The organism is Paenibacillus sp. GCM10027627, from assembly GCF_042675505.1.
In the GTDB taxonomy this organism is placed as follows: domain Bacteria; phylum Bacillota; class Bacilli; order Paenibacillales; family Paenibacillaceae; genus Pristimantibacillus.
In genome coordinates this window covers 469,720-483,365 of sequence record NZ_JBHTHB010000001.1, presented here as the reverse complement: position 1 = coordinate 483,365, position 13,646 = coordinate 469,720, and the positions used below count along the sequence as shown (strand labels likewise).

General features: G+C 48.8%; 17 protein-coding genes. 3 read left to right on the top strand and 14 right to left on the bottom strand.

The genetic code is table 11. From position 1 onward, the window contains the following. Positions 1-158: 158 nt before the first annotated feature. The 4 genes from efp to ACFQZE_RS02140 form a co-directional block, all read right to left on the bottom strand. Entirely contained in the window at positions 159-716 is a 558-nt protein-coding gene (efp, locus tag ACFQZE_RS02155) for an elongation factor P (protein ID WP_379353178.1), read from the bottom strand. 27 nt (positions 717-743) lie between these two features. Continuing rightward, positions 744-1,820: a M24 family metallopeptidase gene (locus ACFQZE_RS02150; protein WP_379355461.1), complete on the bottom strand. Its 1,077-nt coding sequence runs from the start codon at positions 1,818-1,820 to the stop codon at positions 744-746. Positions 1,821-1,833: 13 nt separating this feature from the next. Further along, positions 1,834-2,292, bottom strand: a complete 459-nt coding sequence (gene aroQ / locus ACFQZE_RS02145) for a type II 3-dehydroquinate dehydratase (RefSeq protein ID WP_379353176.1) — start codon at positions 2,290-2,292, stop codon at positions 1,834-1,836. Positions 2,293-2,383: 91 nt separating this feature from the next. Continuing rightward, the gene (locus tag ACFQZE_RS02140; RefSeq protein ID WP_379353174.1) at positions 2,384-2,896 is read right to left on the bottom strand and encodes a YqhR family membrane protein; all 513 of its coding nucleotides are present in this window, start codon (positions 2,894-2,896) and stop codon (positions 2,384-2,386) included. A gap of 240 nt (positions 2,897-3,136) precedes the next feature. Here ACFQZE_RS02140 and ACFQZE_RS02135 point away from each other — a divergent pair, with 240 nt between their 5' ends. Together ACFQZE_RS02135 and ACFQZE_RS02130 are read left to right on the top strand one after the other, a co-directional pair. Further along, on the top strand, positions 3,137-4,093 hold the full coding sequence (locus ACFQZE_RS02135; protein ID WP_379353172.1) for a DUF1385 domain-containing protein: 957 nt from the start codon (positions 3,137-3,139) through the stop codon (positions 4,091-4,093). 47 nt (positions 4,094-4,140) lie between these two features. Further along, entirely contained in the window at positions 4,141-4,461 is a 321-nt protein-coding gene (locus ACFQZE_RS02130; protein ID WP_379353169.1) for a hypothetical protein, read from the top strand. A 375-nt stretch (positions 4,462-4,836) separates the two neighbouring features. On the opposite strand, the gene mntR is transcribed toward ACFQZE_RS02130, so the two are convergent. Beyond that, on the bottom strand, positions 4,837-5,259 hold the full coding sequence (gene mntR / locus ACFQZE_RS02125; protein WP_379353167.1) for a transcriptional regulator MntR: 423 nt from the start codon (positions 5,257-5,259) through the stop codon (positions 4,837-4,839). A gap of 270 nt (positions 5,260-5,529) precedes the next feature. Here mntR and splB point away from each other — a divergent pair, with 270 nt between their 5' ends. Continuing rightward, complete coding sequence (splB, locus tag ACFQZE_RS02120; RefSeq protein WP_379353165.1) at positions 5,530-6,597, top strand: spore photoproduct lyase; 1,068 nt, start codon at positions 5,530-5,532, stop codon at positions 6,595-6,597. A gap of 6 nt (positions 6,598-6,603) precedes the next feature. On the opposite strand, the gene ACFQZE_RS02115 is transcribed toward splB, so the two are convergent. From ACFQZE_RS02115 to ACFQZE_RS02075, 9 genes are all read right to left on the bottom strand, one after another. Then, positions 6,604-7,320, bottom strand: coding sequence for a cytochrome c biogenesis CcdA family protein (locus ACFQZE_RS02115; RefSeq protein ID WP_379353162.1), 717 nt, complete (start codon positions 7,318-7,320; stop codon positions 6,604-6,606). 33 nt (positions 7,321-7,353) lie between these two features. Continuing rightward, positions 7,354-8,160: a metal ABC transporter permease gene (locus ACFQZE_RS02110; RefSeq protein WP_379353160.1), complete on the bottom strand. Its 807-nt coding sequence runs from the start codon at positions 8,158-8,160 to the stop codon at positions 7,354-7,356. Then, complete coding sequence (locus ACFQZE_RS02105) at positions 8,144-8,968, bottom strand: metal ABC transporter ATP-binding protein (RefSeq protein ID WP_379353158.1); 825 nt, start codon at positions 8,966-8,968, stop codon at positions 8,144-8,146. Before ACFQZE_RS02105 ends, ACFQZE_RS02110 begins: the two co-directional genes overlap by 17 nt. Before the next feature lie 53 nt (positions 8,969-9,021). Next, positions 9,022-10,044, bottom strand: coding sequence for a metal ABC transporter solute-binding protein, Zn/Mn family (locus ACFQZE_RS02100; RefSeq protein ID WP_379353156.1), 1,023 nt, complete (start codon positions 10,042-10,044; stop codon positions 9,022-9,024). A 218-nt stretch (positions 10,045-10,262) separates the two neighbouring features. Then, entirely contained in the window at positions 10,263-12,251 is a 1,989-nt protein-coding gene (metG, locus tag ACFQZE_RS02095; RefSeq protein ID WP_379353154.1) for a methionine--tRNA ligase, read from the bottom strand. A 39-nt stretch (positions 12,252-12,290) separates the two neighbouring features. Then, a complete protein-coding gene (locus ACFQZE_RS02090) occupies positions 12,291-12,500 on the bottom strand; it encodes a hypothetical protein (protein WP_379353152.1) in 210 nt (69 codons plus the stop codon). A 156-nt stretch (positions 12,501-12,656) separates the two neighbouring features. Continuing rightward, positions 12,657-12,866 (bottom strand): membrane protein insertion efficiency factor YidD, encoded by a 210-nt coding sequence (yidD, locus tag ACFQZE_RS02085; protein ID WP_379353150.1) that lies wholly within the window; start codon positions 12,864-12,866, stop codon positions 12,657-12,659. Positions 12,867-12,883: 17 nt separating this feature from the next. Beyond that, entirely contained in the window at positions 12,884-13,321 is a 438-nt protein-coding gene (locus ACFQZE_RS02080; protein WP_379353148.1) for a Fur family transcriptional regulator, read from the bottom strand. A gap of 74 nt (positions 13,322-13,395) precedes the next feature. Further along, complete coding sequence (locus ACFQZE_RS02075; RefSeq protein WP_379353146.1) at positions 13,396-13,626, bottom strand: hypothetical protein; 231 nt, start codon at positions 13,624-13,626, stop codon at positions 13,396-13,398. Positions 13,627-13,646 lie beyond the last annotated feature (20 nt).

The following is a 13,646-nucleotide window of genomic DNA, read 5'->3' as shown; positions in this document are numbered from 1 at the left end:
TTAGGTGTGGGTATAGGTTTAGCCAAAAAAACCTGTTCGAATTACCGCGTCATTGCGATATAGCAATTTGTTAAATCTTTCCCTGCAAAAAGACGCCTCTCCAAGTGGCATAGCCATCTGGAGAGGCGTCTTTATAATAGATGAAAGCTTCGTGTGTATTAAGCTCTGGAAATATATTTTCCTTCGCGAGTGTCAATCAGCAGAACGTCGCCTTCATTAATAAACAAAGGAACTTGAACGTTCAGGCCAGTTTCCACTTTTGCATTTTTTGTTGCGCCTTGCGCTGTGTTGCCTTTTACGCCCGGCTCTGTTTCCGCAACCGCCAGCTCAACGCTGTTCGGCATTTGGATGCCAAGGATTTCGCCTTGGTAGCTGGAGATGTTAACGTTCATGTTTTCTTTCAAGAAGTTAATCTCCCACTCAAGCTGCTTCTTATCCAAGTTGAATTGGTCGAATGTTTCGTTATCCATAAACGTGTACTCGGAGCCCGAGTTGTACAGGTATTGAACCGCTCTGTTTTCAATGATGGCACGGCCAATGGTTTCGCCTGCACGGAATGTTTTTTCCACAACGTTGCCGTTGCGAAGATTTTTCAGCTTGGAGCGAACAAATGCCGCGCCTTTGCCCGGTTTAACGTGTTGGAAGTCCAATACGGTATAAATGTCGGTATCTACTTGTACGGTCAAGCCTGTTTTAAAATCGTTTACTGAAATCATTGCTGATTCCCTCCTGATTGGTTGTTCCTATCCCAGACAGATAAGCTCTTTCGAGGATGAGGTCAATATTTTAATACCGGATTCCGTAATGACGATGTCGTCTTCGATCCGTACGCCGCCAAAGCCGGGTACATAGATGCCTGGTTCCACCGTTACGGTCATGCCGGGGGTTAAAATCGTATCGCTTAGCTTGGACAAACGCGGAGCCTCATGGATTTCCATGCCTAGCCCATGTCCCGTGCCATGGCCAAAGTGATCGCCGTAGCCATATTTTGCAATAATGTTGCGGCAGAGCGCATCCGCTTCCATACCGGTCATGCCCGGCCGGATATTGGCGAGCGCGTTCAACTGCGCTTCAAGCACAATATCGTAAATTTCACGATGCTTGTCAGAAGGCTTTCCGATGACGACCGTGCGCGTTAAATCCGAGCAGTACCCTTTGTAGTAGGCGCCAAAGTCCAGCTTGACGAACTCGTCCACACCGATGACTCGGCTGCTCGCTACGCCGTGCGGCAACGCGGAACGTTCGCCGGAGGCGACAATGGTGTCGAAAGAGGAGCTTGTTGCGCCATTGCTGCGCATAAACACTTCCATTTCAAGCGCAACATCCGATTCCTTCATTCCGGTTGCAAGAATACCTATAATATGGCTGAACGTTCTGTCCGCCAAATCGGCCGCTTCCTGCATAATAGCCAGCTCGGCGTCATCCTTGATCATTCTGAGCTTTTCTACAAGACCCGAAACAGGCATCAACGAAATGTCGTCGCCAAGCAAGCGTGTCCATTGTCCATGCTCCGCAAATGTAACATGCTCTTGTTCAAAACCAAGCTTTGTAATCCCCTCTTGAACAAGAAGCTCCTTCACGTTTTCCAATGGGCTTGTGCCATGTTCAACAATTTGGAGGCCTGCCGCTTGCTCAGCAGCTTGAACGCGGTAACGGAAATCCGTCAGCAAATAACTTCCGGTGCCTGTAATAAGCACGTAACCCGACGAACCTGTAAATCCGCTAATATACCTTCTGTTATAAGAGCTGCCGATCAAAAGCGCCTCAAGTCCCTTTTCCTCAAGCAGAGCTCTTAGCCGTTTCACTCGTTCCATCGTCATCATGCTCTCCCCTTTATTCTTTGCTGTCGTTGCTCTGAAGTTGTAGATGCCGATCCAGCGCATCGAGTGCCAGCAAATAGCCATTCGAGCCGAAGCCGGCAATTTGGCCGATGGCAATCGGCGCCACTACCGATACGTGACGAAATGCTTCCCTCTTGTGAATGTTGGACAAATGCACCTCAACGACAGGCAAAGCAACGCTGCTCAGAGCGTCTCGTATAGCGTAGCTGTAGTGGGTCCATGCCCCCGGATTAATAATGATACCATCCTCGCGGCCGTACGCGCTATGTATGCGGTCAATCATCTCGCCCTCGTGATTGGTTTGGAAACAGGACACTTCAAAGCCAAGCTGCTCTCCCCGCTTCTTCACCATTTCCTCGATAGCGGCCAATGACTCGCTGCCGTATACGCCGGGCTCGCGAATGCCCAGCATATTCAGATTGGGGCCGTTCAATACAGCGATTCTGCGCATGCTTGCACCTCCAGAGCGGCTTAATCCTACCTTATGCCGAAGATCACAAGACATTTTACCACAAATGCCCGCTTCTTGAGAAGGGAGTATGTCAAGACTTCATCGCCATGGGTTCCCTTGACAGCTCATCCGTAAATTCAAAAGCAATGGAGTATCCGATAAATAGCCCCCATAACGTGGAAATGCACAACTCTGTAATGATGCTATTCCAGCCCAATTTGTTCATCCATGGAGAAATGCCAAGCAGCGGTCCGACAACGGCGAATATAATCACCCACCAAACTAAGCCGTATAAAATACCCGGCCACGGCCCTCTAAATTTCCCCAACGCAAGCTTGTACAAAAACGCCATCGCAATGGAATAGACGGTATAAACCCCGATCCCGATCACAATGCCCCAGCCAGTTTGCAAAAAGGCGTTGCGAAAAAAATTGTCCGCCAAAAATCCCGGCAGAACAAGCGTAAAATTCATTTCGTAACAAACCCAGCGCAGCACGCCAAAAAACAACCCGGCGAAAAAACCGATCTCCAATAAAAAAAGCCATGGATTCGTATTTTTTTCTTTTTGTTTTCCGCGTTTTTTTCCGGATGAGCTTTTTGCCATTTTGGAACACACCCTCTCTTGATGACAGAACTTGACTTGTTTTTCTAGTATGTGAAATTTTGCATTTCCATAATCGTCAAGATAGCTGCGAAGCGTACAGTGCGCCTTCAGCCACTCGCATTTGGCTCTAAGATCAAGTACAATAGTAAACACAAGTACAATAGTAAATAGATGAAAGCACTAGAATTTCCGTCAATTTATGACTGATGGATAAATTTATTTTAGAGAGGGGTAACGATTTTGTCTCAAGGACGAAATATTTACGGGGGACAAGCGGTCATTGAAGGTGTTATGTTCGCCGGCCGGCATGTCAACGTGACTGCGGTACGCCGCAAAAACGATGAAATCGAATTTTACGAGGTGCCCCGGACTACCCAAAGATGGGTACAGCCATTAAAAAAAATCCCGTTTGTGCGTGGAGTCGTAGGCATCGTGGAATCCAGCGCAAAAGGCTCACAGCATTTGAATTTTTCAATGGAAGCTTACGCGGAAGATGAAACCGAAGAAGAAGAAAAAAACGCCGTGCCAAAGGTCGAGGCGAAACCTGAGAAAAAGGGACTAAGCGCCGGAATGGTCATCAGCGTGGCGGTGGCGGGCGTGCTTTCGTTTATTGCGGGCAAGCTGATCTTTACTGGTGTGCCTGCCGCTTTGGAAGAATTGTTGTTTAAGGGGTTATTCGACAGCACCATCGGCCATAATTTATTAGAAGGACTTATTAAAATCATTTTGCTGCTGGCTTACTTGTATTTTATTTCGATGACCCCGCTCATTAAGCGGCTTTTCCAATATCATGGCGCGGAGCACAAAGTGATCAGCGCTTACGAAGCAGGAGAAGATCTCACAGTGGGCAATGTGCAAAAATACAGCAGGCTGCATTATCGTTGCGGCTCCAGCTTTATCGTGTTTACCGTTATTGTCGGCGTAGTCCTCTATTCCTTGCCGATTTTTGAATGGCAAGGACTATGGGACCGTATCTTGATCCGAATCGCGCTGCTTCCTGTCGTTCTCGGCATTTCTTATGAAGTGCTTCGTGTGACCAATGCGGTGCGCGATATCCCGCTGCTTCGTTTCTTGGGCTACCCTGGCCTCTGGCTTCAGCTTTTGACGACAAAAGAGCCTAAAGACGAACAAGTAGCGGTTTCGATCGCTTCCTTCAACCGGATGCGAGAACTGGATCAGCAATTGTCAAAATCTTAGTTTCGTGCAGTGCTTGCCATACATGCGACGGAAAGGCGTGAACCAACATGTACAATCCTAGAAAAAAATGGAGCGTTGGCGCTGTCATCTTGTTTGTCCTGCTAGCCATCGGAATCGTGATGAGCTTTATTGGAAACCTGTTTGACATACTGCTCCCCATCGTTATATTAGGCGGCATTTTTTTACTTTACAAATATCCGCCTTCCTTTTTAAAGGGGCAGCGTTCCGCTTCCTACAAACGAACAACCGTCACACCAAGCCGGTCAACCGCAGCGAAAACGAGACGAGATCGGCCTCGCTCCAAAACGGTACCGTTCCGAGTCATTGAAGGCGGCAAGGACGACGATAATTTGCCTAAATATCATTGATGTGGAGGCATAAGAAAAGGGGCGGCTCTTGATGAGCTGTCCCTTTTTTGTTTGGTTGGTTCTGAATTGTTCTAAGTACGAGTTGCCATAACATCTGCTGCCCGAATCCCAATCAAAAAGCTTCTACGGTGGATGGTTTAGTCGCTGGAGGTTGATTGAATGACTGGCAAAATCCAACCAACGTGTATTCTTCAATTTTCATAAACGCTTTGAAGGGACGAATCACATGCGGATTCGTCCCTTCTTTTTTCCATTTCTACTATGTACGAACCTAATATCGCTCATTGCCCGTATTTAAACGATGAACCGCATCGACTGCTTTGTGGCGGTGAATAGAAAACATTATCACTTTCAACCTCACTTGTGAAGATCAAGCTAATCGTTATCCATTTCGGAGCGCAACGCTTTAAGCTCGTCCAATCTGGCGCTGTCCCTGCGGAAATATTCCACAAGCGTTTCGATACAAGTAATGGAATCCCAGCTTAAATGATGCTCGATTCCTTCCACATCTTTATAAATATTTTCTTCCTGCACTCCAATCGTCGTCAAAAACGATTCCAGCAACTGATGGCGGTCAACTAGCCGCTTCCCCATCTTTTTGCCTTTGTTGGTGAGGACGAGCCCGCGATATTTCTCATAAATGAGATAGTTGTCCTTATCGAGCTTCTGAATCATCTTCGTAACGGAGGAAGGATGCACCTCCAGCCCTTCGGCTATATCAGATACACGTGCGTATCCCTTCTCGTCAATAAGCTTATAAATCCGTTCCAAATAATCTTCCATGCTCGGAGTCGGCACCCAAGAACCTCCTTAGCTTGCTTCTTTCACCCAGTTTCCTCGGCGTACTCTATGTATCATACAACGTTCCTTATCCCCCCTGCAACCTATTCGACATTCGCATCGGCAATTGCGCCACCATTTTCCAAGCGGCAACCGCGCTTATCTTTCCAGTTTGAGGCGGGCTTTCTTTTCAAACAATAAAGCTTAGCAATCATTTTTGCCCCAAAGCAGCCTATACTCCATCTTCGCCCACAATTCACAACCGTAAGCCATAGGAGGTTATGCAGCATGACAACCGATACGCTGGACCGGCCGCGCGTTGATCGCTCCACGCTTTCATTTGTGCCGGAGCTTGTTTATTTTGAGCCAGCCGCGCTTGATTACCCGAAAGGACAACGCATTTTTGAATGGGTTAAAAAAGAAGGCATCCCTTACCGAATGACGACATCGCATAACCGAATTACCAATTTGCCTGGCGAAACGGAGCTTGAGCAATATCGGATTGCAAAACGCACGCTTGTTGTCGGCATACGCAAAACATTAAAATTCGATACGTCCAAACCTTCCGCTGAATACGCCATTCCGATTGCAACCGGCTGTATGGCTCATTGCCATTATTGCTATCTTCAAACTACGCTCGGCGCCAAGCCGTACATTCGGGTTTATGTGAATATTGACGATATTTTGGATGCCGCTCAAACCTATATTGACGAAAGAGCACCCGAAATTACCCGTTTCGAAGCGGCCTGTACGTCCGATCCCGTCGGACTTGAGCCGATTACCGGCAGCCTGCGCGAGTTGATCGACTATTTTGGCGCACAGCCGCTTGCACGGCTTCGTTTCGTAACGAAGTTTCATCATGTCGACTCGCTGCTCGATGCTAACCATAATGGCCATACGCGTATCCGATTTAGCGTTAACTCCAAATATGTCATCAAACATTTTGAGCCGGCTACGTCAAAATTTCAGCAGCGGATTGAAGCGGCAGCTAAAGTAGCCGCAGCAGGGTATCCAATCGGTTTTATTATCGCGCCAATCATTTGGCATGAGGGCTGGGAAGAAGGTTATGCGGAGCTGCTTGCCGCATTGGATCAAGCTTTGCCTAGCGACGCAAGGGAAAATCTAACGTTCGAGCTGATCCAGCACCGTTTTACCAAAACGGCCAAAGGCGTCATTGAAAAAAGATATCCAAAAACGAAGCTTGAAATGGATATCGAAAAGAGGAAATATAAATGGGGCCGCTGGGGACAGGGCAAATATGTTTATCCCAATGAACAAGCAGACGCGCTCCGCCTGTTTATATCGGAACGCGTCTTTGAACATTTCCCAGATGCAAAAATTGAATATTTTACGTAAACCGCTTTAAAATTTGAGCCAATCCGGAGTAATGACATTAAGCCAAATCGTAATTTTGGTCATTTGATCCGTAAACAGCAAAACTCCCATTAAAATCATAATTCCGCCGCCTATTTTCATAACCGTTGCGGAGTATTTCAAAATCCAGCGCGCCGAGCCGAGGAAAAAAGCCATAATAAAAAACGGAACGGCAAAACCGATCGCATAAGCGCTCGTTAAGCTAAACCAAGTTCCCGGCTCCGAAGCCGCAAGGCTCAATATGGCAGCTAGCGCGGGTCCAGTGCAAGGTGTCCAGCCAGCGGAAAAGCCAATGCCGAAAATAAAGGAACTGAGATAGTTCGCCTTTTTCGGAATCAAATTAAAGCGACGTTCTTTCATCAGTAATCGAGGCTGAAAAATACCGATCAGGAACAAACCCATCAAAATAATTAAAATAGCAGATAATTGACGGATGAGATCATCGTATTCGCTGAAAAACTCGCTAAAAACGTTGGTGCCATAGCCGAGCGTGTAATAAACGGTACTGAAGCCAAGCACAAAAAACAGCGTGTGCGTCATCATCAGCATTCGTTTCCCTTTTGTAAGCGAGCCGGAATCTTTAAGTTCCGAGACGGATATTCCTGTTATGTAGGACAAATACGAAGGGTACAGCGGCAAGCAGCAGGGCGATATGAATGAAGCGAATCCCGCCCCGAGCGCGAGCCACATATTAATGTCAGACAACGATAAGCACCTCTTTCGAAAATGAGACTGGCATTAGCCGCCCATTCGGAATCCGCGCCGAAACAAAAGCATAAGAAGCAGCATGGCGATCAGCAGCAATACAATCGTGCCGCCCGGCGCCAAATTCCAAACGCCCGCAGCCAGAAGGCCGGCAACAACGGCAAACTCGCCGATGAGCACAACCGTTATGACGCTTTGTTTGAAGCTTCGGGCAATGATAAGGCTGCATGCCGCGGGTATCGTAAGCAAGGCCGAAACAAGCAGTGCTCCTACAATTTTGATGGCGACGCTGATGACAAGAGCGGTAAGCACGCTAATCATAACATTATAAAAACGCACGGGCAAGCCGCTGACCGAAGCGGCTTCTTCGTCAAATGTGAGCAGAAAAAGCTCCTTCGCCTGTAGGCCGATTACGATAAGAACAACCGCCGTAACTCCCCCGATAACAAACAAATCCGAATTATCTAGCGTATAGATGCTTCCGAAGAGATAGCTGTTGACATCCATGAAGCTTTCTCCGATTGTAAAGAGCAAAGAAGCAAGCGCAATGCCTCCAGACATAATGATGGCGAGAGACAGCTCCGCATAGGTTTTATATGCTTTGCGCAGCTTCTCGATGGCGAAGGAGGCGGCAATGGCAAACACCAGTCCGACGGCAATCGGGTATACGCCGATCAAAAAACCGAGCGCTACTCCCGCAATGGCCACATGGGACAACGTATCGCCGATCATGGACAATCTGCGCAAAACGAGAAAAAAGCCCATAAGTGGAGCGGTGACGCCAATCAACAGGCCTCCAATGAGCGCCCTCTGAAAAAACTCGCTAGTTACGATCTCCAACGCCAACAACCTCTCTCTCGCTCTCCATTTGCTTCCTAAGCCCTTTTAAGCTGTGCGCCAAATTGTTTTCGACGCAGTTTTGCGTATCATGCGAATGCCGGATATAAAAATTCAGCTTGCCCGCGCTTGAGGCGGGCTTCTCGCCCAAGTAGCCGCGGATCATATCCATGTCGTGTGAGACCATCAGAAACGTCATATTGTGATGCTGATGCATATGTTTGATCATATGAAAAAAGCTTTCTTGCGTTTCAGCATCGATGCCTACGGTCGGCTCATCCAAAATGAGCAGCGAAGGATTGTTAATAAGCGCCCTCGCCAAAAACACCCGCTGCTGCTGGCCGCCCGACAGCTGCCCGATTCTTTTTTCCGCCAGATCGGGAATGCCCATCGCCTCCATTGCGTCCACCGCTTTTGTATGATCCGCCTTCGTTACTCGGCGAAACCATTTTTTGCGGCCGTATAAGCCGGAGAGCACCACTTCTTTGACTGTAGCGGGAAACAGCGGATTAAGCGCATTTTTTTGCGGAACGTAGCCGATGCGATCCCAGTCTTTGAAACGGTTGAGGGGTTGTCCAAACAGACGAATCTCGCCTTCGCTTGGCTTCAATAGGCCAACAATCATGCGCAGAAGCGTTGTTTTGCCCGCTCCGTTTGTCCCTATCAAGCCGATAAAGTCCCGCTCCTTGACGCCAAAGCTGACCTCGGAGAGCACTTGTTTGTGCTGATAGGAAAAGGAAACATTGTTTACGCTTATCACTTCGTTATGACAGCTTGGAGCTGTCTTTGTCCATTCATTGTTCGGAAGCATACGCCCACTCCTTTACAGCAAAAATGGAGCTGAAACAGCTCCGATCATTCGCTTTATTGCAATGCCGTAATTAAATTTTTCAAATTGCGCTCCATGAGCGACAAATACGTTTCTCCCGCTTTTTGCTGCTCTTTCGTCAGCCCTTCCAGCGGATTAAGCACCATCGTTTGCACATCGGCTTCGTTCGCCAACATTTTGGCCAGTTGATCCGACACCAATTCTTCAAAGAAAATATAGCGGACTTCGTTGTCCTTCACAAACTTGGCGATTTTCATTATATCCTGCGCGCGCGGCTCGGCATCGGGACTGAGGCCCATAATGGATACTTGATTTAGCCCGTAATCCCTTGCCAAATACCCAAACGCCTGATGGGAAACGACCATATTTTTTTGTTTCACCGCTGCAAGCTCGTAGGTGTAAGCTTCATCAAGCGCAATCAATTTATCCTTTAAAGCTTTGTAATTTTTTTCATAGTGCTCAGCGTTGGCCGCATCCGCCTCTACGAGACTAAGCCGGACATTGTCCGCCAAAATTAAAGCGGATTTGGGACTTACCCACGTATGCGGATCCACATTGTGATGATCCCCGCTTTCGTCTCCATGATGCTCGTGCTGATGGGATTCTGCCTCACCAGTCATGAGCGAAACGCCTGCGCTCATTTCTTTCATCACAACATTGCTTTCCTTAGACAGACCTTTGCGGAACTGATCGACCCACAGCTCCAGCCCAGCGCCATGATAAAGCAGCAATTTTGCATTCGAGGCTACGCTTAAATCTTTGCTTTTTGGAGTCCAGTCGTGAGGCTCAACTCCGGCGGCAATCAAATTGTCGACCGATACATAGTCTCCTCCGATTTCGGACGCCAAATAATAGAGCGGATAAAAGCTGGTCACAACGCGCAATTTCTGTGCCGTTACGCCTTTCTCTGTCTTATCTTCCGTTACGGCGGATTCCGTCGGAGCAGGGGTGCTGCCGCCCGCGTTGTCATCGCCGCCGCAGCCCGATGCCAGAAGCATAAGAGCCAACGTCGCCGCTATTCCAGCCGTTCTAAACTTTCGATGTTTAAGTATGTTCATGTCTACTCTCCATTCCAAACCGCCATTAAATAATGGCACTCCATCTCTATTTTCTCTTCTTAGTAATCGTTACGATTACCTTTAGTATTATACGATTGCCTATGAAACCTGTCAACCAAAGAACTATTCTTTCTATCCCTTTCAGCCATACGCCAAAAAAAGCCGTTCCATACCTCCCAAAGCAGGAGACGGAACGGCTTTTTTACATTCATGCTGACTTATTTTACGATGGCGCCGTTCGGCATGCCGTCCGGCACAGTAGCAAGCGTCAATTGCTCGCCGTGCGAAGCGGCCAATATCATCCCTTGCGACATTTCTCCGCGAAGCTTGACAGGCTTTAAATTGGTTACGCAAATGACTTTGCGGCCAACGAGTTCCTCCGGCTTGTAAAACTTTGCAATTCCCGATACAACCTGACGGCGCTCATAGCCTAAATCAAGCTGAAGCTTAAGCAGCTTATCCGCTTTAGGAACCGGCTCTGCCGAAAGAACCTGCGCGACACGAAGCTCCACCTTGGCGAAATCGTCGATCCCAATTTCCTCTTTATCGGAAGGAGCCGGACCCGCCTCATTCGCTGCTCCTGCATCCGGCTTCGCCACCGCTGTTTCGGCTGAAGGCGCCGTCCCGCCACGCATCGAAGCGGCGATATAGGCTGCTTCCTCCGCCGTCTCTAGCCGTGGGAATATCGGCGCGCCTTTGCTCACTTTTGTACCCTCAGGCAAGCTTCCGAATTGAATAGTACTTTCCCAAGCAGTCAGGCTGCCTTGCTGGATTCCGAGCTGGCGCCAAATTTCACGCGGAGCATGCGTCAAGAACGGCTGAAGGAGGATCGACACGATACGAATTGATTCCGCCAAATGATACATAACGGAAGCCAGCTCTTCCTTTTTTGCTTCGTCTTTGGCAAGCGCCCAAGGCTGCGTTTCGTCGATATATTTGTTGTTTCGGCTGACAAATTGCCATAGGACGGAGAGGGCAACGGAAAACTCCATTCGCTCCATCGCCTCTTCGACCGCCGCAACCGTCTCATTCGCAAGAGCTTGCAGCTGCGAATCGAATGGGGTGACCACACCGCCGAAAGCCGGGATGCTGCCGTCAAAATATTTGTCGATCATCGCAACGGTCCGGTTCAGCAAATTGCCAAGGTCGTTCGCCAAATCAAAGTTGATTCGCTCCACAAAGTTTTCCGGAGTGAATGCTCCGTCCGCCCCGAACGGCACTTCCCGCAGCAAATAATATCTGAGCGCGTCAAGACCGTAGCGGTCAATCAGAACGACAGGATCGATAACCGTTCCCTTGGACTTCGACATTTTGCCTTCTTTCGTCAGAAGCCAGCCATGGGCAAACACCTTTTTCGGAAGCGGCAAATCAAGCGCCATCAACATAATCGGCCAATAGATTGTATGGAAACGGACGATTTCTTTCCCGACCAAATGGACATCAGCGGGCCAATATTGCTTGAACTTGGCTTCTCCGTCCTCCGTACCGTATCCAAGCGCAGTAATGTAGTTGGACAGCGCGTCGATCCACACATAAATAACATGTTTCGGATCGCCCGGCACTTTAACGCCCCAATCAAATGTAGTACGGGAAACGGCCAAATCTTCCAGACCCGGCTTGATGAAATTGTTGATCATTTCATTTTTGCGGGATTCCGGCTGAATGAAGCCGGGGTTTTCTTCATAATGCTGCAAGAGCCGATCGGCATATTTGCTCATCCGGAAAAAATAGCTTTCTTCCTTTACCAGCTCTACCGCGCGTCCGCAGTCCGGGCATTTCCCGTCCGTCAGCTGGCGCTCTAGAAAAAAGGATTCGCATGGCGTACAATACCAGCCCTCGTATTCGCCTTTGTAGATATCGTCCTGCTCCAGCAGACGCTGAAAAATTTTCTCTACGACTACTTTATGGCGTTGTTCGGTAGTACGGATAAAGTCGTCGTTGGAAATTTCCAGCTTCGTCCACAACTCTTTTATGCCAACTACGATATCGTCGACGAATTGCTGGGGAGTTTTGCCCGTCTCTTGCGCTTTGCGCTCAATTTTTTGCCCATGCTCGTCCGTGCCTGTCAAATACAGTACGTCATATCCGCGCAGCCGCTTGTAACGAGCCATCGCATCGCCCGCTACCGTCGTGTACGCGTGACCGATATGCAGTTTGTCGCTCGGATAATAAATTGGCGTTGTAATATAAAAAGATTTTTGGCTCATCCTTTTAAGTCCCCCTCGTTTCAAATGAATCAAATTTTGTTAAAAAAACGCAAAAAACTCCCGTCCAACATGGGACGAGAGTGTAAACTCACGCGGTACCACCCAATTTTCGGTTGCCGCCCGCCGCTTGCCCGCATTTACGGAGTCATAGCTGCGCGGTGCGATAACCGCTTCATTCGCCGTCCTGTAAAACGGCAGCGCCTGTAACGCAGACGATACGCCGCTCCCTTGCCGGACCTCTTCCGTCACCGACTCGAAAACGGTGCCTCCCGGACCATCTTCAAACGTTGTCCCTTGCCGGCTTTCACCGCTTGCCCGGCTCTCTGCAAAGGGCTTCCCGCTTTACTCATCCATTCGCTGGCACTTCTTTATTTTCTAAAATATACCGAAGTCGCCCCCGCCCTGTCAAGGCACGGGATCGAAGCCACCGGGATGAAACGGATGGCATCTGCCAATCCGCTTTGCCGCGAGCCAAGCTCCTTTGGCCGCACCGTGACGTTCAATCGCCTCCAACGCATAAGCCGAACAGGTCGGATAGAACCGGCAAGTAGGCGGTTTTAACGGCGATATCGCTTTTCGGTAAAAGTGAATCGGGGCTTGAACGACCCGCTTCATCCTATTTCCCCGGCTAGTCATGACTGCGCGGCAGCCGTTTCTTCCTGCTCGCAATCCTTGCAATAGCCGAACACTTCAAATTTATGCTTGACGACGCGGAATTCACTCGGCACCGACGTTTGCTCCATCGGACAAAACGTGATTGGATACGTATGGCCGCATTGCAGGCAAATCAAATGATGGTGATGATGCTCCTCGCGGCAATGAAGCTTAAACTTCACGCCCTCTTCAAACATCACCTGCTCCAAAACGCCAAGCTCCTCCATAACCCGCAAATTGCGGTATACCGTATCAAAGCTTAACCCGGAGTAGGTTTTGCCCATATATTCATAGACATCCTTCGGCGACAAATAGCCCGGCGAATCCGTAAACAGCTTCGCCAGCGTCTTGCGCTGATCCGTCACCCGCAGTCCCCGGCTTGACATTCGTCCGACGATTTCTTCCATAGTATGCATGGTCCAGCCTCCGAATAGATAAGTTTGTCTCTTCATAATGCCGAAAAAAAAAGCTCTCGTCAATGAGAGCTCGCTTACCCGTTGATCATCATGTTCGCCATGAAGCTCGCGCTCATAGCGACAAACAAAAGAATGCTGACTACCGCGAGCACCTTGCGCCGCCGCATTAGCACGCTGAGCCTTCCAGCCTCGACCCCTTGTCCCTTTGCCTCCGTAACGGCTCTATGCATAAAAAGAAAAACGATTGCGGATGCCACAAACATCATATTGACGATAAACCAAATAACGGTCCAGACCAAAATCATTCCCCCGGTTCATTATGTAT